Genomic DNA, 22,039 nt, shown 5'->3' with positions numbered 1-22,039 from the left:
AACCCCCTTGAGACGCAGCGCCGTACGGCTGCTCCTGGCCGTCCTCGTCGCCCTCGCGGCCGTCCTCACCGGCCCGGGCGCGCCCGCCCGGGCCGCCGTGCCCGACTCCCCCGCCGTGACGTACACCAACCCGGTCGCGGAGAAGCGGGCCGACCCGCACATCTTCAAACACACCGACGGCTACTACTACTTCACCGCCACCGTGCCCGAGTACGACCGGATCGTGCTGCGCCGGGCGACGACCATCCAGGGCCTGTCAACGGCCCAGGAGGTCACCATCTGGACCAAGCACAGCAGCGGGGTCATGGGCGCGCACATCTGGGCGCCGGAGATCCACTTCATCGACGGCAAGTGGTACGTGTACTTCGCGGCCGGGTCGACGTCCGACGTGTGGGCGATCCGGATGTACGTCCTGGAAGGCACCGGCGCCAACCCGCTGACCGCGACCTGGACCGAGAAGGGCCAGATCAAGACCACCTGGGAGAGCTTCTCCCTGGACTCCACCACCTTCGTGGTGAACGGCGTCCGCTACCTCGCGTGGGCGCAGCACAACCCGTCCGAGGACAACAACACCAGCCTGTTCATCGCGAAGATGGCCAACCCCTGGACGATCTCCGGGACTCCCGCGGAGATCTCGCAGCCGACGCTGTCCTGGGAGACGGTGGGCTACAAGGTCAACGAGGGCCCGGCGGTGATCCAGCACGGCGGCAAGGTCTTCATGACCTACTCGGCGAGCGCCACCGACGCCAACTACTGCCTGGGGATGCTGACCGCGTCCGCGACGGCGGACCTGACCAGCCCGGCGTCCTGGACGAAGGGTTCACAGCCCGTCTTCAAGTCGAGTGACGCGACCTCGCAGTACGGGCCGGGCCACAACTCGTTCACCGTCTCCGAGGACGGCAAGTCCGACATCCTCGTGTACCACGACCGCAGCTACAAGGACATCTCCGGCGACCCGCTGAACGACCCCAACCGGCGCACCCGGGTGCAGAAGGTGTACTGGAAGGCGGACGGCACCCCGGACTTCGGCATCCCGGTGGCGGACGGGGTCACCCCGCAGCGGTTCTCCTCCTCCAACTACGCGGACCGGTTCGTCCGCCACTGGGAGTACCGCGCGAAGATCGAGGCGAACGTCAGCCCGCTCGCGGACTCGCAGTTCCGGGTGGTGACCGGGCTCGCGGGGACGGGCACCGTCTCGCTGGAGTCGGCCAACTTCCCCGGCTACTACCTGCGGCACAAGAACTTCGAGGTGTGGCTGGAGAAGAACGACGGCACGTCGGCGTTCGCGTCCGACGCCAGCTTCTTCCAGCGGGCCGGGCTCGCCGACTCGGCGGGGGTCTCGTACGAGTCGTACAACTATCCGGGCCGTTACGTCCGGCACTACAACTACCTGCTGTACGTGCAGACACCGAGCACGGCGACGGACCGGGGGGACGCCACTTTCTACGCCCAGTGAGGGTCTGAGGGCACCAGACCGCGACTATACATAGGGTGTATACGCTCTATGTATAGTCGCGGCATGGCTTCTCTGACCAGGAAGATGAAGAACACGGGGGCCGGGTTGCGTGCCGTCGCCGTCTCGGCGGCGGTCACCTGCCTGGCGGTCGTCCTCAGCGGCTGCGGCGGTCTCGACACCACCGCTCCGAGCAGCGCCCGCGCCCGTCCCGCGGCGAGCGCCCAGGCCGCCGCCCGCCTGGGCGCGGTCGACTGCCGTGAGGTGAAGTGCATCGCGCTCACCTTCGACGCCGGCCCCAGCGAGAACTCCGCCCGCCTGCTGGACATCCTGAAGGAGAGACAGGTCCCCGCGACCTTCTTCCTGCTGGGGAAACGGCACATCGAGAAGTACCCGGAACTCGTCCGCCGCATGGCCGACGAGGGGCACGAGGTGGCCAGCCACACCTGGGACCACCGGATCCTGACGCGGATCGAGCCGGACGAGATACGGGAGGAACTCCGGCGCCCCAACGACGAGATAGAGCGCCTCACCGGCCACCGGCCCACCCTGATGCGTCCGCCGCAGGGCCGTACGAACGACACCGTGCACGAGATCTCCCGCGAGCTGGGACTCGCGGAGGTGCTGTGGACGGTGACGGCCAAGGACTACGCGACGACCGACTCCGCACTGATCCGCGAGCGCGTCCTCGCCCAGGCCGACCGGGACGGCATCATCCTGCTGCACGACCTCTACGACGGCACCGTGCCGGCCGTGCCCGGGATCATCGACGCGCTGAAGGAGCGGGGCTACGTGTTCGTCACCGTGCCGCAGTTGCTGGCACCGGGCACGGCGGAGCCGGGCGAGGTCTACCGCTGACGCACCGGGCGGGGCGCGGCAGGTGGGGGGCCGGATCGGGCTCACGGTGCCGTACGGGCGTACGACGGGCGGAGGGCGCGGGTGACGCCGTCCTGTGAGCCGTGGCGGAACGCGCCGCCGCCCCGCCCGGACTCCCTACGATCAACGCGTGGTCATCTTCCAGCTCGAACGCACCGCCCCGCTCTCCCTCGACGAGGCCTGGCGCCGGCTCACCGAGTGGCACCGGCACGGCGAGGTGGTTCCCCTGACCCGCGTCACCGTGGTCACTCCCCCGCCGGCCGGCGAGGGCACCGTGTTCGTGGCGCGCTCGGGGCTCGGCCCGTTCGCCTTCGACGACCGGATGGAGGTCACCGTGTGGCATCCGCCGGCCGACGACGAGCCGGGCCGGTGCCGGCTGGAGAAACGCGGCCGGCTGGTCCGGGGCTGGGCCGAGATCGAGGTGTGGCCGGGCCCCGGCGGCCGGACGCGGGTCGTGTGGCGCGAGGAACTGCGGATCCGCTTCCTCCCCTCGCCCTTCGACCCGCTCGTGCGCACCACGGCCCGCTCGGTGTTCGGCCGTGCGGTGAACCGGCTGTTGCGCGGGCGGTGAGGGCCCCGGCACCGGCGGGACCCTCAGGCCACCGAGCCGATCCGTCCCGTGGGGGCCGGCGCCGTGTCGTGGTGGATCGGCGTGTGGGCGCCGGTCAGCGGGATTCCGCTGCCACCGCGTCGGGCCGCGACGATCTCGGCGGCGATCGACAGGGCCGTCTCCTCGGGGGTCCGGGCGCCCAGGTCGAGGCCGATGGGTGAGCGCAGCCGGGCCAGCTCGAGTTCCGTGACCCCCGCCGCCCGCAGCCGGGCGTTGCGGTCCAGGTGGGTCCGGCGGGAGCCCATCGCGCCGACATAGGCGACCGGGAGGCGCAGCGCCACCTGGAGCAGGGGCACGTCGAACTTGGCGTCGTGGGTCAGCACGCACAGCACCGTCCGGGCGTCCACCTCCGTGCGCTCCAGGTATTCGTGCGGCCACTCGACGACGATCTCGTCCGCCTCCGGGAAGCGGGCCCCGGTCGCGAAGACGGGCCGGGCGTCGCACACCGTCACATGGTGGCCGAGGAACTTGCCGACCCGCACCAGCGCCGACGCGAAGTCGATCGCGCCGAACACGATCATGCGGGGCGGCGGGACCGACGACTCGACCAGGACGGTCAGCGGGGTCCCGCAGCGGGAGCCCTGCTCACCGAGTTCCAGGGTGCCGGTGCGGCCGGCCTCCAGGAAGGCGCCGGCCTCGGCGGCCACCGTGCGGTCCAGTTCGGGACGGCCGCCGAAGCCACCCGTGCACGACCCGTCGGGGCGGACGAGCAGCGCGCGGCCGACGAGGTCGGCCGGCCCCTCGACGATACGGGCCAGCGCCGACGCCTCGCCGCTCGCGGCGGCGGCCAGCGCGGCCTCGGCCACCGGGCGCACCGGGTCACCGGCCCGCACCGGGGTGACGAGGACGTCGATGACACCGCCGCAGGTGAGGCCCACGGCGAAGGCGTCGTCGTCGCTGTAGCCGAAGCGTTCCAGGACCGGTGCGCCGTCCGCCAGCGCCTGTCGGCACAGGTCGTACACCGCGCTCTCCACACAGCCGCCGGAGACCGAGCCGACCGCCGTGCCGTCGGCGTCCACCGCGAGGGCGGCGCCCGGCCGGCGGGGCGCGCTGCCGCCGACGGCCACCACGGTGGCGACGGCGAAGTCACGGCCCTGCCCGGCCCACCGGTTCAGCTCTTCGGCGATGTCCAGCATGTCTCGGTCTCCTCGAACGGCGGTCGGGTGGAATGCGGTCGCGCGTGCCCCCTAGTGCACGCCCAGCCAGCTCTCAAGGGGATGGAGGGCGAAATAGACCAGGAAGATGCCTGACAGACCCCACATGAAGGCACCGATGTCCCGGAACCTGCCCTGAGCCGCCTTGATGGCCGTGTACGAGATGACGCCGGCGGCGACGCCGGTGGTGATGGTGTACGTGAACGGCATCAGGACGACGGTCAGGAACACCGGGATCGCGGTGGCCCTGTCGGTCCAGTCGACGTGCCGGGCGTTGGTCAGCATCATCGCGCCGATGACGACCAGCGCGGCGGAGGCGACCTCCTGGGGGACGAGCGCGGTGAGCGGGGTGAAGAACAGGCACGCGGCGAAGAACAGGCCGGTGACGACCGAGGCGAGACCGGTACGGGCGCCCTCGCCCACACCGGTCGCCGACTCGATGAAGACCGTCTGGCCGGAGCCGCCCGCCACGCCGCCGATCGCACCGCCGGCGCCGTCGATGAACAACGCCTTCGACAGACCCGGCATCCGGCCCTCGTCGTCGGCGAGCTTCGCCTCGGTGCCGACGCCGATGATGGTGGCCATCGCGTCGAAGAAGCCCGCGAGGACGAGCGTGAAGACGATCACGCCCACGGTCATCGCGCCGACCTCGCCCCAGCCGCCGAACTCCACGTTCCCGAAGAGCGAGAAGTCGGGCGTCGACACGGCGCTGCCGTGCAGCTCGGGGGCGCCGGCCGCCCACTGCTTCGCGTCGACGACCCCGGCGGCGTTGAGGACCGCCGCGACGACCGTGCCGCCGGCGATGCCGATGAGAATGGCGCCGGGGACGTTCCGGGCCTGGAGCATGAAGATGAGAAGCAGCGTGCCGGCGAACAACAGCACCGGCCAGCCCGCCAGTTCGCCCGCCGGGCCGAGGGTGACCGGGGTCGCCTCGCCCTGGTGCACGAAGCCGGACTTGTAGAAGCCGATGAGGGCGATGAACAGGCCGATGCCCATCGTGATGCCGTGCTTGAGCGCGAGCGGTATCGCGTTCATGATCATCTCGCGCAGACCGGTGACGACGAGCAGCATGATGACCACGCCGTACAGCACGCACATGCCCATCGCCTGCGGCCAGGTCATCTGCGGGGAGACCTGGGAGGACAGGACACCGGAGACCGAGAGACCGGCGGCGAGGGCGAGGGGCACCTTGCCGAAGAGGCCCATCAGCAGTGTCGTGCAGGCCGCCGCGAGCGCGGTCGCGGTGATCAGCGCCTGCCGGCCGAGGGTGTCCCCGGCCACGTCCTTTCCGGACAGGATCAGGGGGTTGAGCAGAAGGATGTACGCCATCGCCATGAAGGTGGTGACGCCGCCGCGCACTTCGCGCGCGACCGTGGATCCACGCCGGGAGATCTGGAAGTACCGGTCGAGCCGGGACCGTTCGGCCGGGACGCGGGTGCCGTCACCCGCGTCGTCGTCCGTGGTCCCGGGATCCAGTGACTGCTGGGTCATGTGGGCCTACTCCCAAGGTTCACAGGGGCACCCGCGGCAACCGCACCGGCTGCCGCGGGATTTGGGAAGGTGGTGCGGCCGCACGACCCGGGGGACGGCCCGAGACGAACGAGCTGAGTGCCGGTGCCGCGGCAGGCGGCGTTCGCCCCGTCGGGCACACGTCGCCTGCCGCGGCAGCGGGTCACGCGGTGCCGGTGAGGTGCTCCGGACGCACCGGCGTGCGGTCGAGCGCGAGCCCGGTCGCGTTCCGGATGGCCGCGAGGACCGCCGGAGTGGACGACAGGGTCGGGGCCTCACCGACACCGCGCAGCCCGTACGGGGCGTGGTCGTCGGCGAGTTCGAGCACGTCGACCGGGATGGTCGGCGTGTCGAGGATCGTGGGGATGAGGTAGTCGGTGAAGGAGGGGTTCTTCACCTTCGCCGTCTTCGGGTCGACGACGATCTCCTCCATCACCGCCACGCCCAGGCCCTGAGTCGTGCCGCCCTGGATCTGGCCGAGGACGGACAGCGGGTTGAGCGCCTTGCCGACGTCCTGGGCGCAGGCCAGCTCGATCACCTTGACCAGGCCGAGCTCGGTGTCGACCTCGACGACCGCCCGGTGCGCGGCGAAACTGTACTGCACATGGCCGTTGCCCTGTCCGGTGCGCAGGTCGAAGGGCTCGGTGGGGCGGTGCCGCCACTCCTCCTCGGCCTCGACGGCCTCCTCGCCGAGGAGGTCCACCAGGTCGGCGAGCACCTCGCCGCCGTCGGTGACCACCTTGCCGCCCTCCAGGAGCAGTTCGGCGGTGGCCCAGGCGGGGTGGTGGGAGCCGAACTTGCGGCGCCCGATCTCCAGGACCTTCTCGCGGACGATCTCACAGGCGTTCTTCACGGCGCCGCCGGTGACGTAGGTCTGCCGCGAGGCCGACGTCGAACCGGCGCTGCCCACCCCGGTGTCGGCCGGGTTGATCGTCACCTGGCCGACGCCCAGCTCGGTGCGGGCGATCTGCGCGTGGACGGTGACACCGCCCTGGCCGACCTCCGCCATCGCGGTGTGCACGGTGGCCACGGGCTCGCCGGCGACGACCTCCACGCGGACCCGGGCGGTGGAGTAGTCGTCGAAGCCCTCGGAGAAGCCGACGTTCTTGATGCCGACCGCGTAGCCGATGCCGCGTACGACGCCCTCGCCGTGGGTGGTGTTGGAGAGGCCGCCGGGCAGCTGCCGTACGTCGGCGCCCTCGCTGCTCTCCCACTGGCGCTCGGGCGGCAGCGGCATCGCCTTGACCCGGCGCAGGAGTTCGGCGACGGGGGCCGGGGAGTCGACCGGCTGCCCGGTCGGCATGAGGGTGCCCTGTTCCATGGCGTTGAGCTGCCGGAACTCCACCGGGTCCATGCCCAGTTCCTTCGCCACCTTGTCCATCTGCGCCTCGTAGGCGAAGCACGCCTGGACCGCGCCGAAGCCGCGCATCGCGCCGCAGGGCGGGTTGTTGGTGTAGAGGGCGACGGCCTCGATGTCGACGGCGTCGACGGAGTACGGGCCGGCGCCCAGCGAGGCGGCGTTGCCGACGACCGCCGGGGAGGAGGAGGCGTACGCGCCGCCGTCCAGGACGATGCGCGCCGTGATGTGGGTGAGCCTGCCGTCCCTGGTGGCGCCGTGCTCGTAGCGCAGTTTCGCCGGGTGGCGGTGGACGTGCCCGAAGAAGGACTCGAAACGGTTGTAGACGATCTTGACGGGTTTTCCGGTGCGCAGGGCCAGCAGACAGGCGTGGATCTGCATCGAGAGATCCTCGCGGCCGCCGAACGCGCCGCCCACCCCGGACAGGGTCATACGGACCTTGTCCTCGGGCAGGCCGAGCACGGGGGCGATCTGGCGCAGGTCGGCGTGCAGCCACTGGGTGGCGATGTAGAGGTGGACGCCGCCGTCCTCCTCGGGCACGGCGAGGCCGGACTCGGGGCCGAGAAACGCCTGGTCCTGCATGCCGAAGGTGTACTCGCCCTCGACGATCACGTCGGCCCGCTCCCGGGCGGCGACGACGTCACCGCGGACGATCGGCTGCCGGTGCACGATGTTCGGGTGCGGGACGTGGCCCGTGCGGTTCTCGTGGACGAGGACGGCGTCCGGGGCGGTCGCGGAGGCCTCGTCGGTGATCACCGGCAGCTCGCGGTATTCCACCCTGATCTTCGCGGCGGCGCGGCGGGCGGTCTCCGGGTGGTCGGCGGCGACGATCGCGACCGGCTCGCCGTGGTGGCGTACCTTGCCGTGGGCGAGGACGGGGGTGTCCTGGATCTCCAGGCCGTAGGTGCGTACGTCGGTCGGCAGGTCGTCGTAGGTCATGACGGCGTACACGCCGGGCGTGGCGAGGGCCTCGGCGGTGTCGATCGAGACGATCTCGGCGTGGGCGACCGGGGAGCGCAGGATCTGGCCCCAGAGCATGTCCTCGTGCCACAGGTCGGACGAGTACGCGAACTCGCCGGTGACCTTGAGGATGCCGTCCGGGCGGAGGGTCGACTCGCCGATGCCGCCACGGGTCTGCGAGCCCTGGGTGATCTTGGTGGGGGTGCCGACGGGGGCATTTCCCGCCCGAGCGGAGCCGGGAGTGGGGGAGGGCATCGGGATCAGACCGCCTCTGACTGCCGGGCGGCCGCGAGGCGGACCGCGTCCATGATCTTCTCATAGCCGGTGCAGCGGCACAGGTTGCCCGACAGCGCCTCGCGGATGTCCGCGTCGGTCGGGTTCGGGGTGCGCTCCAGCATCTCGTCGGCGGCGACCAGCAGCCCGGGGGTGCAGAAGCCGCACTGGACCGCGCCGGCGTCGATGAACGCCTGCTGGACCGGGGAGAGTGCCGTGCCCGCGCCGGCCTGGGAGTCGGCGCCCTTGGCCTGCCATCCCCTGGCCTCGTCGAGCGGGGTCCCGCTCGAGTCGCCGCAGGACCGCTGCTTGGCGTACTCGGCGAGCCCTTCGACGGTCACGACCTCACGGCCTTCCGCCTGGCCCGCCGCGACCAGGCACGCGCACACCGGTACGCCGTCCAGCCGGACCGTGCACGAGCCGCACTCGCCCTGCTCGCAGGCGTTCTTCGAGCCGGGCAGTCCGAGCCGCTCCCGCAGCACGTACAGCAGGGACTCGCCCTCCCACACGTCGTCGGCCTCCTGCGGACGTCCGTTGACGGTGAAGTTGACGCGCATCACGCAGCTCCCTCGGTGTGGCGGCGGGCGCCGCGGTACGACTCCCAGGTCCAGGTCAGCGTGCGGCGGGCCATGACGCCGATCGCGTGGCGGCGGTAGCTCGCGGTGCCCCGGACGTCGTCGATCGGGTTGCAGGCGGCGGAGCACAGGTCCGCGAACCGCCGGGCGACCGACGGGGTGATGATCTTTCCGTTGTCCCAGAACCCGCCCTCCTCCAGGGCCGCGTCGAGGAATTCCTCGGCGGTCTTCGCCCGGACGGGGGTGGGGGCGGCCGAGCCGATGCCGGTACGGACGGTGCGGGTCTCGGGGTGCAGGGCGAGACCGAAGGCGCAGACGGCGATGACCATGGCGTTGCGGGTGCCCACCTTGGAGTACTGCTGCGGGCCGTCGGCCTTCTTGACGTGGACCGCGCGGATCAGTTCGTCCGGGGCGAGCGCGTTGCGCTTCACGCCGGTGTAGAACGCGTCGATGGGGATGCGGCGGCTGCCGCGCACGGACTCGGCCTCGACCTCGGCGCCGGCCGCGAGGAGGGCGGGGTGGGCGTCGCCGGCCGGGGAGGCGGTGCCGAGGTTGCCGCCGACGCCGCCGCGGTTGCGGATCTGCGGGGAGGCCACCGTGTGCGAGGCGAGGGCCAGGCCCGGCAGCTCGGCCCGCAGGTTCTCCATGATCTTGGTGTAGGGCACGGAGGCGCCCAGCCGCACACTGTCCTCGCCGACCTCCCACTCGTAGAGGTCACCGACCCGGGTGAGGTCGAGGAGGTGCTCGGGCCGCCGGTGGTCGAAGTTGATCTCCACCATCACATCGGTGCCGCCCGCGATCGGCACGGCGGTGGGGTGCTCGGCCTTGGCGGCGAGCGCCTCCTCCCAGCTGGCGGGGCGAAGGAAGTCCATGACCGGCTCTCTTCTTCGTCTTCGTCGTGGGGTCCTGAATGAGCCAGATCGGTGCGGCGGGCCCGGCTCGTTGATGTGCTGTTCACACGGAACGGGGCCAGTACACAGCGCTGTACTCCGAGCGGGTCAGTCACGGAAACCATGAAGGAGTTGGCTGGCCAGCACGGGCATCTTGTAGATTCGTATGAACGGAGGCCACCGGAAACCTCCTCGTTTTCCTCTGGAAACACCACAGGGCCCCGCCCCATCGGTCCCTCAGAGATTCATCGTAGTTTCGAGACAGAAGAACGGCGGCGACGAGATGCGGCTGCGCGCACTGCTGGACACCGATGCGCTGGGGCTGCGGCTGCTCGGCGGCGAGGACGAACTCGACCGCGCCGTGCGCGGTGTGATGACCACCGACCTGCGGGACCCCAGCCGCTACCTCTCCGGCGGTGAGCTGGTGCTGACCGGCCTGGCCTGGCGCCGGAGCGCCGCCGACTCCGAGCCGTTCGTACGGATCCTGGTGCAGGCCGGCGTGGCCGCGCTGGCGGCCGGCGAGGCCGAGCTGGGGGACGTGCCCGACGATCTGGTGGTGGCCTGCGCCCGGCACCGGCTGCCGCTGTTCGCGGTGCACGAGTCGGTGGCGTTCGCGACGATCACCGAGCATGTCGTACGGCAGGTCAGCGGCGAGCGGGCCGGGGACCTCGCGGCCGTGGTCGACCGGCACCGGCGGATGATGACCGCGGGCCCGGCGGGCGGCGGCCCGGACGTGGTCCTGGACCTGCTCGGCTCCGACCTGGACCTGCGGGCCTGGGTCCTCTCCCCCGCCGGCCGGCTGATCGCGGGCTCGAAGGTGGCGGGCCCCGCGCTGCCGGCCGAGGTGTGCGCGCGGCTCGCCGGGGAGCATCTGGCGGCCGTCCGCACCGGCCGGCGCGGACCGTACCGGGTGGCGGTCGGCGGGACGACGTACTCGCTGTTCCCGATCCGCAGCAGCGGGCGGGCGGCGCAGGGCCCGCGGGGTGCGCGGGATGTGCGCGAGAGCCTGCTGTCGGACTGGCTGCTGGCCGTGGAGGCGGACGCCGGGGACTGGCCGGGGGAACGGCTGGACCTGCTGCAGGGGGTCACCCAGCTGATCGCGGTGGAGCGCGACCGGCGGGACGCGGCGCGCACGGTGCGCCGGCGGCTCGCGCAGGAGGTGCTGGAGCTGGTGCAGACGGGCGCGGCCCCGGCGGAGATCGCGGCCCGGCTGCGGGTGGCCGCGCCGGTGCTGCTGCCGGGCCTCGGGGCCGCCCCGCACTGGCAGGTGGTCGTGGCACGCGTCGAGTGGGACCACACCGACGGCGAGGCCCCGAAGGCCGGTCCGCTCACCCAGTCCCTGCTGGAGGAGATCCTGGTCGACCCCCTCGCGACCGGCCCGGAGCCGTCCGACCGGATCGCCGTGGCGCACACCGGTGACGAGGCCGTCGCCCTCGTCCCGCTGCCGGCGGTCTCCAGTGAGCACGACGGCTCCGAGGCGGGCGTCCTCGCCGACACGCTGCTGGCGGCCGTACGGGATCCGCTGTCGGCGGGCCTCGACGGCGACGGGCGGCTCACGCTCGGCGTCAGCGCGGCCGTGCACTCGGCGGAGGGGCTGCGCGGGGCGCTGGAGGAGGCGCGGCACGCGCGGCGGGTGGCGGCGGCGCGCCCCGGCCGGGTCTGCGCGGCGGGCCACCAGGAACTCGCCTCGCACGTGCTGCTGCTCCCGTTCGTGCCGGACGACGTGCGCAGGGCGTTCACGGCCCGGCTGCTGGATCCGCTGCGCGACTACGACCGGCGGCACCGCGCCGAGCTGATCCCGACGCTGGAGGCGTTCCTGGACTGCGACGGCTCGTGGACGCGCTGCGCCTCCCGGCTGCACCTGCACGTCAACACGCTGCGCTACCGGGTCGGCCGGATCGAGCAGTTGACGAGTCGTGATCTGTCGCGGCTGGAGGACAAGCTGGATTTCTTCCTGGCACTGCGCATGAGCTGACCGGGGTCACCGCGCGGTCGAAACCCCGGGGGGCGGACAGTCCCACGACTTTGTGAAATCCTTCACCCGCCCCCTTGGCCCGGCGCCGCGATTCGTGCTGAGATGCGGCCACCACTCACTCAAGGCTCGACGGCGCGCTCGGGGAGGGCAACGTGGCGTACTCCGCCATGTCTGGTACCGGAACGACCGCAGGTGACGACCCTCTCCAGACCGCGGTGTGGCGGTTGCGCTCGCGGGCCTGCTGGGCGGACGCGGCGGCCCTGCTGCCGCGGGACACGGCGGCGGGCGCGATCCAGCGGGCCGCGCTGCTCGTCGAGCGCTGTCTCTACACCGAACAGGGCTGGCAGGACGCCGAGGACGCGCTGCGCATGGCGGAGGCGCTGGCGCACGGCGACGAGGAGCGGGGGGCGGCCGCCTGCGAACGGGGGCAACTCGCCTACGCGGCCACGCTGCACGGGGTGCGCGACCGGGTCGACGAGGCGCGGGCGGCACTGGGCCGGGCGGCGGCGCTGATCCCGCCGGACGCGGCCGGGCGGGGGCTGCTGGACTTCCGGCGGGGGCTGCTCGCCGAGAACATCGCGCGGTCCCCGCAGGCGGCGCGGGCCGCGTACCGGCGCGCCCACACGGCGGCCGCGGCCCACTCGGACGCGCTGCTGCTGTCGTTCACCTGGCGCCATCTCGCCGGACTGGCCCTGCGGGACGGGGAGGTGGCGGAGGCGCGGCACGGCTTCGCCGAATCCCTGCGGATCCGGGAGGAGTTGGGCTATCTCGTGGGCACGGCTCCGGCACTCGCCTCCCTCGCGGACGCCGAAGTCGAACCGGAGGCCTCGCGGTTGCGGGAGGAGGCGCGCCGGCTGTTCCGGCTGCTGGGCGGCGTACCGACCTGGCTGGCCCGGCAGCTGGCACCACCGGCCGCCACCGCCTAGGTCAACTTCCCTCCGGTACCGCGACCTTGGCGTACCTGTCGTTCGGCCGCACCTCCACCGCGTCGGCCGGCACGGGAGCGGCGATCTCGCCGGGGCAGCCCTGCGGCGGGCGGTCCGGCAGCCCGGTGATCCGGTAGAACGAGCAGACCAGCCGGTACTCGCCCGGCCCCCAGGACCCGCCGCCGTACGGCATCATGTGCGCACCGCAGACGGGGCACGTCACCCGGGGGCGCACCAGCACCCTGGGCTCGGTGAAGACGTGCGGCAGGCGGCGGTCGAGGATCGCCTGCCGGGGCAGGGTGAGCCCGTAGTGGTCGCCGACGATCCGGTAGACGTCCGTGATCGTGACGTCGCCCGCGTCGTCGGCCAGGTGGACGGTGTGGGGCGCGTCGACGAAGCGCGCCTCGGCGACCAGGCGGCGGGTCAGCGGGTGGTCCCGGTCGTCGGTGCGGAACTCGGTGAGTGTCCAGTCGTGCCGGCCGTCCACGTTGACGTGGATCATCGGCGGGTCCTGGGTGCTGTCCCAGATGGTGACGACGGTGTGCGTCGCCCAGAGGTCCCGGCCCGGTCCGAGCCGGTCGGAGCGGTGGGTGGCCCCCGTCGGCTCGACGGCGAACGCCCAGCCGGTGCCGGTGTCGCCCACCATGGCGAGGTCCGGCAGGTTCCACGGGCCCCGGGCCCGGTCCACCAGCTCCGCGGCGGTGTCGGCGTCCATGAGCGTCCCCGGCCGCGCGCCGAGGCGCAGGGCGAGCTCCTCCGGCCCGATCCCCTCGACCAGGGTGATCGAGAAGCCCATCAGGTCGAACAGGCCGTCGATCCAGGCGATTCCGTCTGTCATGACCGGGAGGATAGGGCCTGCCGCGCGAGCGGCGCCGTCGCCCGGAAGGGGCGGTCGCGCGGCGTCGCGGGGGCCTGCCGCGCGCGAGGCCGAGGGTGGAGGAGCCCGCTCTCGGCGCGCCGCCCGCAACCCACCGCGCCGGCCCGGTCGGGGCGCCCGCGCACCACCGTCGACGGGCAGTGGCCGTGGGCGGCCCGGCCGCACCGCGGCGGCGGACGGTTCCCCGGCCGGCGAGGCGGCGGGGGAAGCCCGCGTGCCGGGGGCACTCGGGCTCGCGGGCGGTGCGGCGAGCGGAGGTACCTCCCACGCCCTGAGGCAGTGGGGGTCGTGCCGGGCGTCGCGCGGCGGCGCCCCTTCCGCACCGGGCCCCGGCGGGCGGGTGTGACAGCCGGCCGTGCCGCTCAGGCCGCGCCCGCGACGTGCCGGCGCACCAGCGCCCGCACGGTGTCCGGCTCGCCGGCCGACAGGGCGTCCAGCAGCGCGGTGTGCTGCCTCGCGTCGGCGAGGAGGTCGGCACGCCCCGCGGAGGCGGGCCCGCCGACCAGCGGCCACTGGGCGCGCCGGTGCAGGTCCTCGGCGATGGCGACCAGCTGCTCGTTGCCGGCCAGGGCGAGCAGGGCGCGGTGGAAGAGGCGGTCCGCCTCGGCGTACGTCGCCCGGCAGCCGGACGCCGCAGCCCGCACCGTCGCCTCCGCCAGGGGCCGCAGCTCCGCCCAGCGCTCGGGCGGCACCGTGCGGGCCAGCCGCAGCAGCACCGGCACCTCGATCAGCGCCCGCACCTCGGCCAGCTCGGCGAGCTCCCGCGCGCCCCGCTCGACCACCCGGAACCCCCGGTTGGGCACGACCTCGACGGCGCCCTCCATCGCGAGCTGCTGCATCGCCTCGCGCACCGGGGTCGCCGACACACCGAAGCGCTCGCCGAGGACCGGCGCCGAGTACACCTCGCCCGGCCGCAGCTCGCCGGAGACCAGCGCGGTGCGCAGCGCGTCGAGGATCTGTCCGCGGACGGAGGCCCGCTGGACGACGGTCCGTGGCCGGGGGACCGGTGTCTCGCTGTGGGTGTGCTCCCCGCGTGCGGCACCCCGCGGCCCGCACCGCTCCTCTTCGAGTTCCTGGGAGGAGACGGCCCGCTGCTGCTCCGGCACCCGGGCCCGGGCCGGGTCCTCCCGGGGGATTCCCGTCCCGGCGGAGCCCTGCGTGCCCTGCTTCACGGGTCCTCCTGGCGGACGTGTCGGTACTTGGGGAGATTACGGCGGGTTGTTACTCGCCCGTCAAGCACCTTAGGCGTAGTGGCCGTCAGTTCAAATCCACGCGACAGCGGGTAAGGTTAGGCTTACCTTCGATCGAGGGCCCTTTCGCTCCCTCGGCGCTTCTTCCGTCACTCCCGAAACGGTGGTCCCGGCATGCCCTCAGCCCCGTCGGTCACAGCCGAGTCGTACGCCCGCCTCATGGAGGCCTTCCCGGGCCTGACGGTCCTGGAGCTGGCACCGGGCGTACCGGCTCCGCGGGGCGGCGGCTGGGTCGCCGCGACGGACCTCGCCGCGGGCGGGGCGACCCTGGACGCCTTCCTGGCCTGGGACGACGCCCAGGTCGTACGGGACTACGGGCAGAAGGCGCGCCCGGACGTCACAGCGAGCTTCGGACTGCACCGCTACGCCTGGCCGGCCTGCCTGCTGATCACCGTGCCCTGGTTCCTGCACCGCCGGGTGCCGCGCTATCCGGTGACGCACGTCTCGTACGACCGCACCGGCGCGGGCATGCGGATGGCCGTACGCCCGCCGTCGTCGTTCGCCTGTCTGCCGGGCGATCCGGCGGCGGCCCTGCCCGGCGCCCGGGTGGTCCCGGACGAGGAGGCGCTGCGGGCCGAGGTGCGGGCGGCGGTGGCCGAGCACCACGAGCCGGTGCTCGCCGGCTTCGGGCCACGCGCACGGCGGCGCGGGCGCGCCCTGTGGGGCATGGTCACCGACGAGATCGTCGAGGGTCTCTGGTATGTCGCGCACCTGTTCGGCGAGGGCGAGCAGGATCGGGCACGGCACGAACTGGAACTGCTGCTGCCGGGCGCCACGAAGCCGTACGTCGGCTCGGCGGCCTTCCGTGAACTGACGGGTCCGGACGGCCAGTCGCTGCCCACCCGGGACCGGGCGAGCTGCTGCATGTTCTACACGGTCCGCCCCGAGGACACCTGCGCCACCTGCCCGCGCACCTGCGACGCCGACCGGGTCGGCAAGCTCACGGCGGCCGCCGCCAGTTGAGTCCCCCTCAGACACCCCCGGCGACCGGACAGCCGTAGGGATCACGTAAGATCGCCCGGACGGGACTCCCCCTACGGTTACAGCTGTTTCACATATTCCTCACTCGTCACGGGAACTTTCCGTGGAACCACCCGTACGGGTAGTCTTATTCGAACTCAACTCCCGCCCCTCAAGCGGCAGTTCGAGCAGAACGTCGCCCTGGGCATCCCCTTGCACTTCCTTGGCGGCCTCTTGCCCCGAAACCCCCTGAGGGACGGCGGGATTGGGCCACTATGGCGGGCGTTACGCCCTATCCCAATGCAAGGGACCCCAGATGAGACTGACCGACATATCGCTGAACTGGCTGCTTCCGGGCGCCGTACTGCTCCTGGGCATGCTGGCGGCGGTGGCGGTGCTCGCGCGCGGCAAGCGCTCCTCCGGGGAGAACGCGAGCGCGGACGACTCGTGGGAGCGCAGCGAGGAGCGCCGCAGGCGCAAGGAGGCCATATACGGCACCGCCTCCTACGTCCTTCTGTTCTGCTGTGCGGCCGTCGCCGCCGCGCTCTCCTTCCACGGCCTGGTCGGCTTCGGCGAACAGAACCTCGGCCTCTCCGGCGGCTGGGAGTACCTGGTGCCGTTCGGCCTGGACGGGGCGGCGATGTTCTGTTCCGTCCTCGCGGTGCGCGAGGCGTCCCACGGTGACGCGGCACTCGGCTCCCGGATACTCGTGTGGACCTTCGCCGGTGCCGCCGCGTGGTTCAACTGGGTGCACGCGCCCAGGGGTCTGGGCCACGCGGGCGCCCCGCACTTCTTCGCCGGCATGTCCCTGTCGGCGGCCGTGCTGTTCGACCGGGCCCTGAAGCAGACCCGCCGCGCCGCGCTGCGCGAGCAGGGCCTGGTGCCCCGTCCGCTGCCGCAGATCCGCGTGGTGCGCTGGGTGCGGGCCCCCCGTGAGACCTACAGGGCGTGGTCGCTGATGCTCCTGGAGGGTGTGCGCAGCCTGGACGAGGCCGTCGAGGAGGTCCGTGAGGACAAGGCCCGCAAGGAGGAGACCAAGCTGCGCCGCCGCGAGCAGCAGCGGGTCGAGCGGGCCCAGCTGAAGGCGATCAGCCGCGGCCACGGCCGCTTCCCCGGCCGGGGCGGCGGCGGTGGCGGTGGCCGTCAGGTGGAGGCCCAGGCGGCCCTGGAGCGGGCGACCGCCGAGCGTGTTTCCGCGGAGCCTGCCATAGCGAACTCGGCGGAGCAGCTGCCGGTGCGCTCACGGCCGTCCCTGCAGCCCGTTCGCCAGTCCTCCGAGTCGCACACCGTCGACCTCACCGCTGAGGACGACACCATGGCCCTGCCGCGGCTCGACTCCCTGGAGCGCAAGCTCAAGGACCTGGAGCAGCAGTTCGGCTGACAGCCGGCCGGTGACATCACGGGAAGGGGGCGCGACCGCCGAGGTCGCGCCCCCTTCCCGTGTCCGTTCCCGGTTCAGGCCGCTCCGGCGGCCAGTTCGAACCAGACGACCTTTCCGGCCCCCTGCACCCGCACCCCCCAGGAGTCCGCGAGGGACTGCACCAGGACCAGGCCCCGCCCGTGCGTGCCGTCGCCCGTGTTCGGCACGCGCGGCCGCGGCCGGCCCGGCACCGAGTCCCGCACCTCCACCCTGAGGCCTGCCGGTGACACGGTGGCCGTCAGGAGCGCGTCGTCGTCGGTGTGCACGAGCGCGTTGGTGACGAGCTCGCTGGTGAGCAGTTCCGCCGTCTCGGAGCGGCCGGGCTTGCCCCAGCCCCGCAACAGCTCGCGCAGCGCTCGGCGCGCCTCGGGCACCGCCCGCAGGTCCGCCCGTCCGAGTCTGCGGCTGAGCTGTGCGTCTACGGTGTCGTCCCCCTCCGCGGTCTCCGTGTTCCGCTCTGCCGCCGAGGTGCCCGCGATCGCCGTCGGACCGCTGCCTCGTGCCTGCCTCTTCATGACCCCCGCCCGCGTGCCGATGTCGGTTTCCCTCCTGCTCGAACACGTTCACGGGGATCCATGCCCGATGGGCACGGCGCCAGTCATCCCCGCTCGCCCACGCCCGGGTGTTCGGCCATGTTCGGCGGGCCCTCGGGGGCGCACCCGGGGGCCTGTACGGGTCGCGCGGCACGGTCCGGAACGGCGAGGAGGGCGTCCGCGCCACGTCCGTACCCCGCCGGACACCGGTACGAAGCCCATGGCGCGACCGCGGCGCCCGTCCCGGACCCGATTCCGGCCGGAGGCGCGGCTGTTCGACGGCACGGACGCCCGTCGAAGGGGCGTGCGCCCGCGCACCTGCGTCATCCGGCGAAGTTGGCCGGAATCCGGTGGGTCATGGCGGTGTCCCGGCCCCTGGTCCTCCGCCGCCGAGCGCCGCCGGCGGACCACCGCGCTCCTGGTACGCCTCCGCGGGTGACCCTAGGGACGCGGCACGTTGCGGAGGTTGGAGCGGGCCATCTGGAGCATCCGGCCGACGCCGCCGTCCAGGACGATCTTCGAGGCGGACAGGGCGAACCCCGTCACCATCTCGGCGCTGATCTTCGGCGGGATGGACAGGGCGTTGGGGTCGGTGACGACGTCGACGAGAGCCGGACCCTTGTGCCGGAAGGCGGACTTCAGCGCGCCGGCGAGGTGCTTGGGCTTCTCCACGCGCAGCGCGAAGACGCCGCAGGCGCGGGCGACCTCGGCGAAGTCCGGGTTCTTGTTGGTGATGCCGTACGAGGGCAGTCCCGCGACCAGCATCTCCAACTCGACCATGCTCAGGGCGGAGTTGTTGAACAGGACGACCTTCACCGGCAGGTCGTACTGCACCAGCGTCAGGAAGTCGCCCATCAGCATGGTGAAACCGCCGTCGCCGGACATCGACACGACCTGCCGACGGCGGTCGGTGAACTGGGCACCGATCGCCATGGGCAGCGCGTTCGCCATGGAGCCGTGGGAGAACGAACCGATCACCCGCCGACGCCCGTTGGGGGTGAGGTAGCGGGCCGCCCAGACGTTGCACATCCCGGTGTCGACGGTGAACACCGCGTCGTCGTCGGCGAGTTCGTCGAGGACGGCGGCGACGTACTCGGGATGCAGGGGAACGTGCTTCTCGACCTTCCGCGTGTACGCCCTCACCACCCCCTCCAGCGCGTCCGCGTGCTTCCTCAGCATCCGGTCGAGGAACCGCCGGTCGTCCTTGGGCCGCACCCGCGGGATGAGACAGCGCAGCGTCTCGCGCACGTCGCCCCACACGGCGAGGTCCAGCCGGGAGCGGCGGCCCAGGTGTTCGGGCCGGACGTCGACCTGGGCGATCCGTACGTCGTCGGGAAGGAAGGCGTTGTACGGGAAGTCGGTGCCGAGCAGGATCAGCAGGTCGCACTCGTGGGTCGCCTCGTAGGCGGCGCCGTACCCGAGGAGACCGCTCATCCCGACGTCGTACGGGTTGTCGTACTGAATGAACTCCTTGCCGCGCAGGGCGTGCCCCACCGGCGACTTGATCTTCCCGGCGAACTCCATGACCTCGGCGTGCGCGCCGGCCGTGCCGCTGCCGCAGAACAGGGTGACCCTTCCGGCCTCGTCGATCATCCGGACCAGTGCGTCGATCTCGGCGTCGCCGGGGCGCACGGTGGGCCGGGTGGTGACGAGAGCGGACTTGGCGGCCTTCTCGGGCGCGGGTGCGGCGGCGATGTCACCGGGGAGGGAGACCACGCTGACGCCGCCACGGCCGACCGCGTTCTGGATGGCGGTGTGCAGCAGCCGCGGCATCTGCTTGGGGCTGGAGATCAGTTCGCAGTAGTGGCTGCACTCGCGGAACAGCTGGTCGGGATGGGTCTCCTGGAAGTAGCCCAGGCCGATCTCGGCGGAGGGGATGTGGGAGGCGAGGGCGAGGACCGGGGCCATGGAACGGTGGGCGTCGTAGAGACCGTTGATGAGGTGCAGGTTGCCGGGGCCGCAGGAGCCCGCGCAGGCCGCCAGCCGGCCGGTGATCTGCGCCTCGGCGCCGGCCGCGAAGGCGGCGGTCTCCTCGTGGCGTACCTGGATCCACTCGACGGCGGAGTTGCGGCGCACCGCGTCCACCACGGGGTTGAGGCTGTCCCCGACCACGCCGTACAGACGTCTGACCCCGGCGCGGGCGAGGATGTCCACGAACTGTTCGGCGATGGTCTGCTTGGCCATGGATGGACGCACCCCTTCGGTCTCCTCGGGTCCATCCCTCCACAGTGGCCGCGGTGGTGCGGTTACGCCTCCCAGACGGCCGCCGCCGTGCGGTCGTCGGCGTAGCCCTTGACCCGCACCTGGGTGTCGGCGAGGAACGCGGCCAGACCGGGCGGGGTGGGGTCCGACCAGCGTTCCCCGAGGTGGGCGGAGAGTTCGGGCTCGCCGCGCAGCGGGTCGGCGAGGCCGCCCGTGCACATCAGCAGGGTGTCACCCGGCCGGGCTACGGAGGCGCGGAAGCGGAAGGGGGCGCGGGGCGGCTCGGGCGGCGGGTCGTAGGGGCTCGGCGGGGTAGGGATGCCGAGGTCCATGGTGAGCCGGTCGCCCCCGGGCGTCTCGGCGGGCAGCCCCCCGAACCCCACGACGGGCTCCCCGGCGATCTCACCGGCCTGCGGCTCGATGTCCTGCCACTCGCCGCCGCGCAGCCGGAACAGCCCGCCCTCGCCCACCCCGAAGAAGACGCGCGTACGGCACTCGGGGTCGGCGGGCAGCAGCAGACAGCGCAGGCTGGCCGTGTATTCCTCGGGTTCCAGGCCCTGTTCGGCGGCGCTGGCCCGGAGCCGGCCGAGGCTGCGGTCGGTCAGGCGGTGCAGGCCGGACTTCAGGTCGCCGCGCCGGGCGGCCCTGATGTCCTGCGCGAGCCGGACGTGACTGCGGCCCACGGCCCCCCCGATCCACTGACACGCCTCGGCGGCCGCCCGGTGCGCGCCCTGCGTCGCCCGCGCGCCGGTCGCCATCGCGACCAGCAGCAGCGCGTCTTCCCCCGTGCCGAAACGGGCGGTGAGCAGGGCGTCCCGGCGCGGCTCGCCCCGGTACCGCGCGGAATCGCCCCGCACGGACGCGGCACGCAGCGCGCAGGCCCCGTACCGGGCCCCGTCCAGCACGGTGTCGGCGACCAGGTCGTCCAGTCGGTCCGGGTCGGCGGGCGGGAGGGCGGTGGGCTCGGCGTCGTAGGTGGGCGGCCGGGAGCCGACGTAGGCCCCGTCCGGCAGGGCGGGGAGGCCGGGGGCGGCACCGGTCCGGGCCGCGCGGGGCGTGGGGGACGCGAGGGGGGCCGCCGGGGAGGCGGCGGAGGCGGACGGTCCGTCGGCCGACGGTGACTTGGGCGGGGGGCCCGCGGGGGGCTGGTGCGTGAAGCCCTGGGGCAGCGGGCCGGGCGGGACGGTCGTGGGTACGGGGGGTGTGCCGGGCGGGAAAGTCCTGGCTGCGGGGGGTGTGCCGGGCGGGGGCTCCGCGGGGGCACCGGGGCGGATCGGCCGGTCGGGGGCGGGAGTCGGTGCGGCGCCGGGGGGTGAGGTGGACTGCGTGGGCTCGACGGACGGCGCGGGATCGGCGGACGGCGCGGGCCCGGTACGAGAGGTGGGGGAAGCCGACGCGGGATCGGCAGTCGGCGCGGGCCCGGAAGCCCGCGCGGGAGAGGAAGCCGACGCGGGATCGGCGGACGGCTTGGGCGGGAAGGCCGGCGTCGGACCGGTGGACGGTGGGTTCGCGGGGGCCGGGTCCGTGTCGTGAGCGGGGGCCGCCGCGGCCGGGGTGCCGTTGCGCGGCGGGGGAACCGCGGCCCGGGGCGGTGGGGGCGACGGCGCCGGATCCTCGGGCAGCCACCAGTCCTCCCGCCCGTCCCGTACCACGTCCTCCGTACGGGACTCCGGCACCCTGTCCACCGGCCCCTCGGACCGCACCGCCCCCGCCGCCGAGGCGAAGCGGTCGTCGAGGGAGTCGGCGGTGGGCGCGGGGCCCGTGTCCGCGGTGGAGTCGTCGTACAGCTGCCCCCACCAGTCGTCCTCGGGACCGGTGGGCCTTCCCCCCTGCTGGCTCATGCCCTTGATTGTCCACCGCGCGGGCCGTGTGAAAACGGGGCATCCGGAAAATGCACCACCGTCGCACATGCGTACGGGGCGCCGCGGCGCCGATCGCCGGGCGGTTCCACCCCCCACGGGAGAACCGCCCGGCGACCTCCAGGTGACCCGGACTCAGTTCCCCTGAGCGCCCCTGCGCGTCATGAGCCCGGACCACGTCCGGGCCGGAGCACGGCCCGGCGCCGGAGTGTGCACGGCGTCCCCGCGGATCTCCCGCGGATCTCCCGGGGATCCCCATGGATGATCACGTCTTCCCGCCGTGGCCACACCTTGGCAGAGTGATCCGCGGTACGGCGATGATGTACGGCGGCGGGTTTACGCCGTGGCCGTTTCCCGCCATCCCTGGATTGCCGGAGAAG

General features: G+C 73.1%; 17 protein-coding genes. 7 read left to right on the top strand and 10 right to left on the bottom strand.

The window, feature by feature from the left end:
* The first annotated feature begins 7 nt into the window (after positions 1-7).
* The 3 genes from ACFY30_RS04985 (at position 8) to ACFY30_RS04975 (ending at position 2,900) form a co-directional block, all read left to right on the top strand.
* A complete protein-coding gene (locus ACFY30_RS04985; protein ID WP_390843752.1) occupies positions 8-1,456 on the top strand; it encodes a family 43 glycosylhydrolase in 1,449 nt (482 codons plus the stop codon).
* A gap of 63 nt (positions 1,457-1,519) precedes the next feature.
* Positions 1,520-2,311, top strand: a complete 792-nt coding sequence (locus tag ACFY30_RS04980) for a polysaccharide deacetylase family protein (protein ID WP_390843751.1) — start codon at positions 1,520-1,522, stop codon at positions 2,309-2,311.
* A gap of 148 nt (positions 2,312-2,459) precedes the next feature.
* Positions 2,460-2,900: an SRPBCC family protein gene (locus tag ACFY30_RS04975; protein ID WP_390843750.1), complete on the top strand. Its 441-nt coding sequence runs from the start codon at positions 2,460-2,462 to the stop codon at positions 2,898-2,900.
* A gap of 23 nt (positions 2,901-2,923) precedes the next feature.
* Here ACFY30_RS04975 and ACFY30_RS04970 read toward each other — a convergent pair whose 3' ends face one another.
* The 5 genes from ACFY30_RS04970 to ACFY30_RS04950 all read right to left on the bottom strand — a co-directional run bounded on the left by ACFY30_RS04970 (position 2,924) and on the right by ACFY30_RS04950 (position 9,639).
* Positions 2,924-4,075, bottom strand: coding sequence for an XdhC family protein (locus ACFY30_RS04970; protein ID WP_390843749.1), 1,152 nt, complete (start codon positions 4,073-4,075; stop codon positions 2,924-2,926).
* A 51-nt stretch (positions 4,076-4,126) separates the two neighbouring features.
* Positions 4,127-5,584 carry an NCS2 family permease gene (locus ACFY30_RS04965; RefSeq protein ID WP_390843748.1) on the bottom strand — a complete coding sequence of 486 codons (1,458 nt, stop codon included), beginning with the start codon at positions 5,582-5,584 and terminating at the stop codon, positions 4,127-4,129.
* A gap of 181 nt (positions 5,585-5,765) precedes the next feature.
* Positions 5,766-8,174 carry a xanthine dehydrogenase family protein molybdopterin-binding subunit gene (locus ACFY30_RS04960; RefSeq protein WP_390843747.1) on the bottom strand — a complete coding sequence of 803 codons (2,409 nt, stop codon included), beginning with the start codon at positions 8,172-8,174 and terminating at the stop codon, positions 5,766-5,768.
* Positions 8,175-8,179: 5 nt separating this feature from the next.
* Positions 8,180-8,749 (bottom strand): (2Fe-2S)-binding protein, encoded by a 570-nt coding sequence (locus ACFY30_RS04955; protein ID WP_390843746.1) that lies wholly within the window; start codon positions 8,747-8,749, stop codon positions 8,180-8,182.
* Positions 8,749-9,639 carry an FAD binding domain-containing protein gene (locus tag ACFY30_RS04950; RefSeq protein ID WP_390843745.1) on the bottom strand — a complete coding sequence of 297 codons (891 nt, stop codon included), beginning with the start codon at positions 9,637-9,639 and terminating at the stop codon, positions 8,749-8,751. Before ACFY30_RS04950 ends, ACFY30_RS04955 begins: the two co-directional genes overlap by 1 nt.
* Before the next feature lie 301 nt (positions 9,640-9,940).
* Here ACFY30_RS04950 and ACFY30_RS04945 point away from each other — a divergent pair, with 301 nt between their 5' ends.
* On the top strand, positions 9,941-11,632 hold the full coding sequence (locus ACFY30_RS04945) for a PucR family transcriptional regulator (protein ID WP_390843744.1): 1,692 nt from the start codon (positions 9,941-9,943) through the stop codon (positions 11,630-11,632).
* A 152-nt stretch (positions 11,633-11,784) separates the two neighbouring features.
* Positions 11,785-12,558 carry a hypothetical protein gene (locus ACFY30_RS04940; RefSeq protein WP_390843743.1) on the top strand — a complete coding sequence of 258 codons (774 nt, stop codon included), beginning with the start codon at positions 11,785-11,787 and terminating at the stop codon, positions 12,556-12,558.
* Between the two features lies 1 nt (position 12,559).
* Here ACFY30_RS04940 and ACFY30_RS04935 read toward each other — a convergent pair whose 3' ends face one another.
* Both ACFY30_RS04935 and ACFY30_RS04930 read right to left on the bottom strand, forming a co-directional pair.
* Positions 12,560-13,396, bottom strand: coding sequence for a hypothetical protein (locus ACFY30_RS04935; protein WP_390843742.1), 837 nt, complete (start codon positions 13,394-13,396; stop codon positions 12,560-12,562).
* Positions 13,397-13,797: 401 nt separating this feature from the next.
* The gene (locus ACFY30_RS04930) at positions 13,798-14,607 is read right to left on the bottom strand and encodes a GntR family transcriptional regulator (protein ID WP_390843741.1); all 810 of its coding nucleotides are present in this window, start codon (positions 14,605-14,607) and stop codon (positions 13,798-13,800) included.
* A gap of 192 nt (positions 14,608-14,799) precedes the next feature.
* On the opposite strand from ACFY30_RS04930, the gene ACFY30_RS04925 reads away from it, so the two are divergent.
* Together ACFY30_RS04925 and ACFY30_RS04920 are read left to right on the top strand one after the other, a co-directional pair.
* Positions 14,800-15,648 carry a (2Fe-2S)-binding protein gene (locus tag ACFY30_RS04925; RefSeq protein WP_390843740.1) on the top strand — a complete coding sequence of 283 codons (849 nt, stop codon included), beginning with the start codon at positions 14,800-14,802 and terminating at the stop codon, positions 15,646-15,648.
* Between the two features lie 313 nt (positions 15,649-15,961).
* On the top strand, positions 15,962-17,026 hold the full coding sequence (locus tag ACFY30_RS04920; protein WP_390843739.1) for a DUF2637 domain-containing protein: 1,065 nt from the start codon (positions 15,962-15,964) through the stop codon (positions 17,024-17,026).
* 74 nt (positions 17,027-17,100) lie between these two features.
* On the opposite strand, the gene ACFY30_RS04915 is transcribed toward ACFY30_RS04920, so the two are convergent.
* The 3 genes from ACFY30_RS04915 to ACFY30_RS04905 all read right to left on the bottom strand — a co-directional run bounded on the left by ACFY30_RS04915 (position 17,101) and on the right by ACFY30_RS04905 (position 21,641).
* The gene (locus ACFY30_RS04915) at positions 17,101-17,580 is read right to left on the bottom strand and encodes an ATP-binding protein (protein ID WP_390843738.1); all 480 of its coding nucleotides are present in this window, start codon (positions 17,578-17,580) and stop codon (positions 17,101-17,103) included.
* Positions 17,581-18,039: 459 nt separating this feature from the next.
* Entirely contained in the window at positions 18,040-19,782 is a 1,743-nt protein-coding gene (locus tag ACFY30_RS04910) for a pyruvate dehydrogenase (RefSeq protein ID WP_390843737.1), read from the bottom strand.
* A 62-nt stretch (positions 19,783-19,844) separates the two neighbouring features.
* Positions 19,845-21,641 (bottom strand): protein phosphatase 2C domain-containing protein, encoded by a 1,797-nt coding sequence (locus ACFY30_RS04905; RefSeq protein ID WP_390843736.1) that lies wholly within the window; start codon positions 21,639-21,641, stop codon positions 19,845-19,847.
* Positions 21,642-22,039 lie beyond the last annotated feature (398 nt).

Source organism: Streptomyces sp. NPDC000345 (assembly GCF_042898825.1).
Classification (GTDB): Bacteria; Actinomycetota; Actinomycetes; order Streptomycetales; family Streptomycetaceae; genus Streptomyces.
This window is presented reverse-complemented; position numbering and strand designations above follow the sequence as displayed.

What these genes read in the sequence shown, in the direction of transcription:
- ACFY30_RS04945 (WP_390843744.1), top strand. Translation starts at nt 9,941, where the DNA reads ATGCGGCTGCGCGCACTGCTGGACACCGATGCGCTGGGGCTGCGGCTG.
- ACFY30_RS04905 (WP_390843736.1), bottom strand. Translation starts at nt 21,641, where the DNA reads ATGAGCCAGCAGGGGGGAAGGCCCACCGGTCCCGAGGACGACTGGTGG.
- ACFY30_RS04920 (WP_390843739.1), top strand. Translation starts at nt 15,962, where the DNA reads ATGAGACTGACCGACATATCGCTGAACTGGCTGCTTCCGGGCGCCGTA.
- ACFY30_RS04925 (WP_390843740.1), top strand. Translation starts at nt 14,800, where the DNA reads ATGCCCTCAGCCCCGTCGGTCACAGCCGAGTCGTACGCCCGCCTCATG.
- ACFY30_RS04960 (WP_390843747.1), bottom strand. Translation starts at nt 8,174, where the DNA reads ATGCCCTCCCCCACTCCCGGCTCCGCTCGGGCGGGAAATGCCCCCGTC.
- ACFY30_RS04980 (WP_390843751.1), top strand. Translation starts at nt 1,520, where the DNA reads ATGGCTTCTCTGACCAGGAAGATGAAGAACACGGGGGCCGGGTTGCGT.
- ACFY30_RS04915 (WP_390843738.1), bottom strand. Translation starts at nt 17,580, where the DNA reads ATGAAGAGGCAGGCACGAGGCAGCGGTCCGACGGCGATCGCGGGCACC.
- ACFY30_RS04955 (WP_390843746.1), bottom strand. Translation starts at nt 8,749, where the DNA reads ATGCGCGTCAACTTCACCGTCAACGGACGTCCGCAGGAGGCCGACGAC.
- ACFY30_RS04970 (WP_390843749.1), bottom strand. Translation starts at nt 4,075, where the DNA reads ATGCTGGACATCGCCGAAGAGCTGAACCGGTGGGCCGGGCAGGGCCGT.
- ACFY30_RS04935 (WP_390843742.1), bottom strand. Translation starts at nt 13,396, where the DNA reads ATGACAGACGGAATCGCCTGGATCGACGGCCTGTTCGACCTGATGGGC.
- ACFY30_RS04965 (WP_390843748.1), bottom strand. Translation starts at nt 5,584, where the DNA reads ATGACCCAGCAGTCACTGGATCCCGGGACCACGGACGACGACGCGGGT.
- ACFY30_RS04950 (WP_390843745.1), bottom strand. Translation starts at nt 9,639, where the DNA reads ATGGACTTCCTTCGCCCCGCCAGCTGGGAGGAGGCGCTCGCCGCCAAG.
- ACFY30_RS04910 (WP_390843737.1), bottom strand. Translation starts at nt 19,782, where the DNA reads ATGGCCAAGCAGACCATCGCCGAACAGTTCGTGGACATCCTCGCCCGC.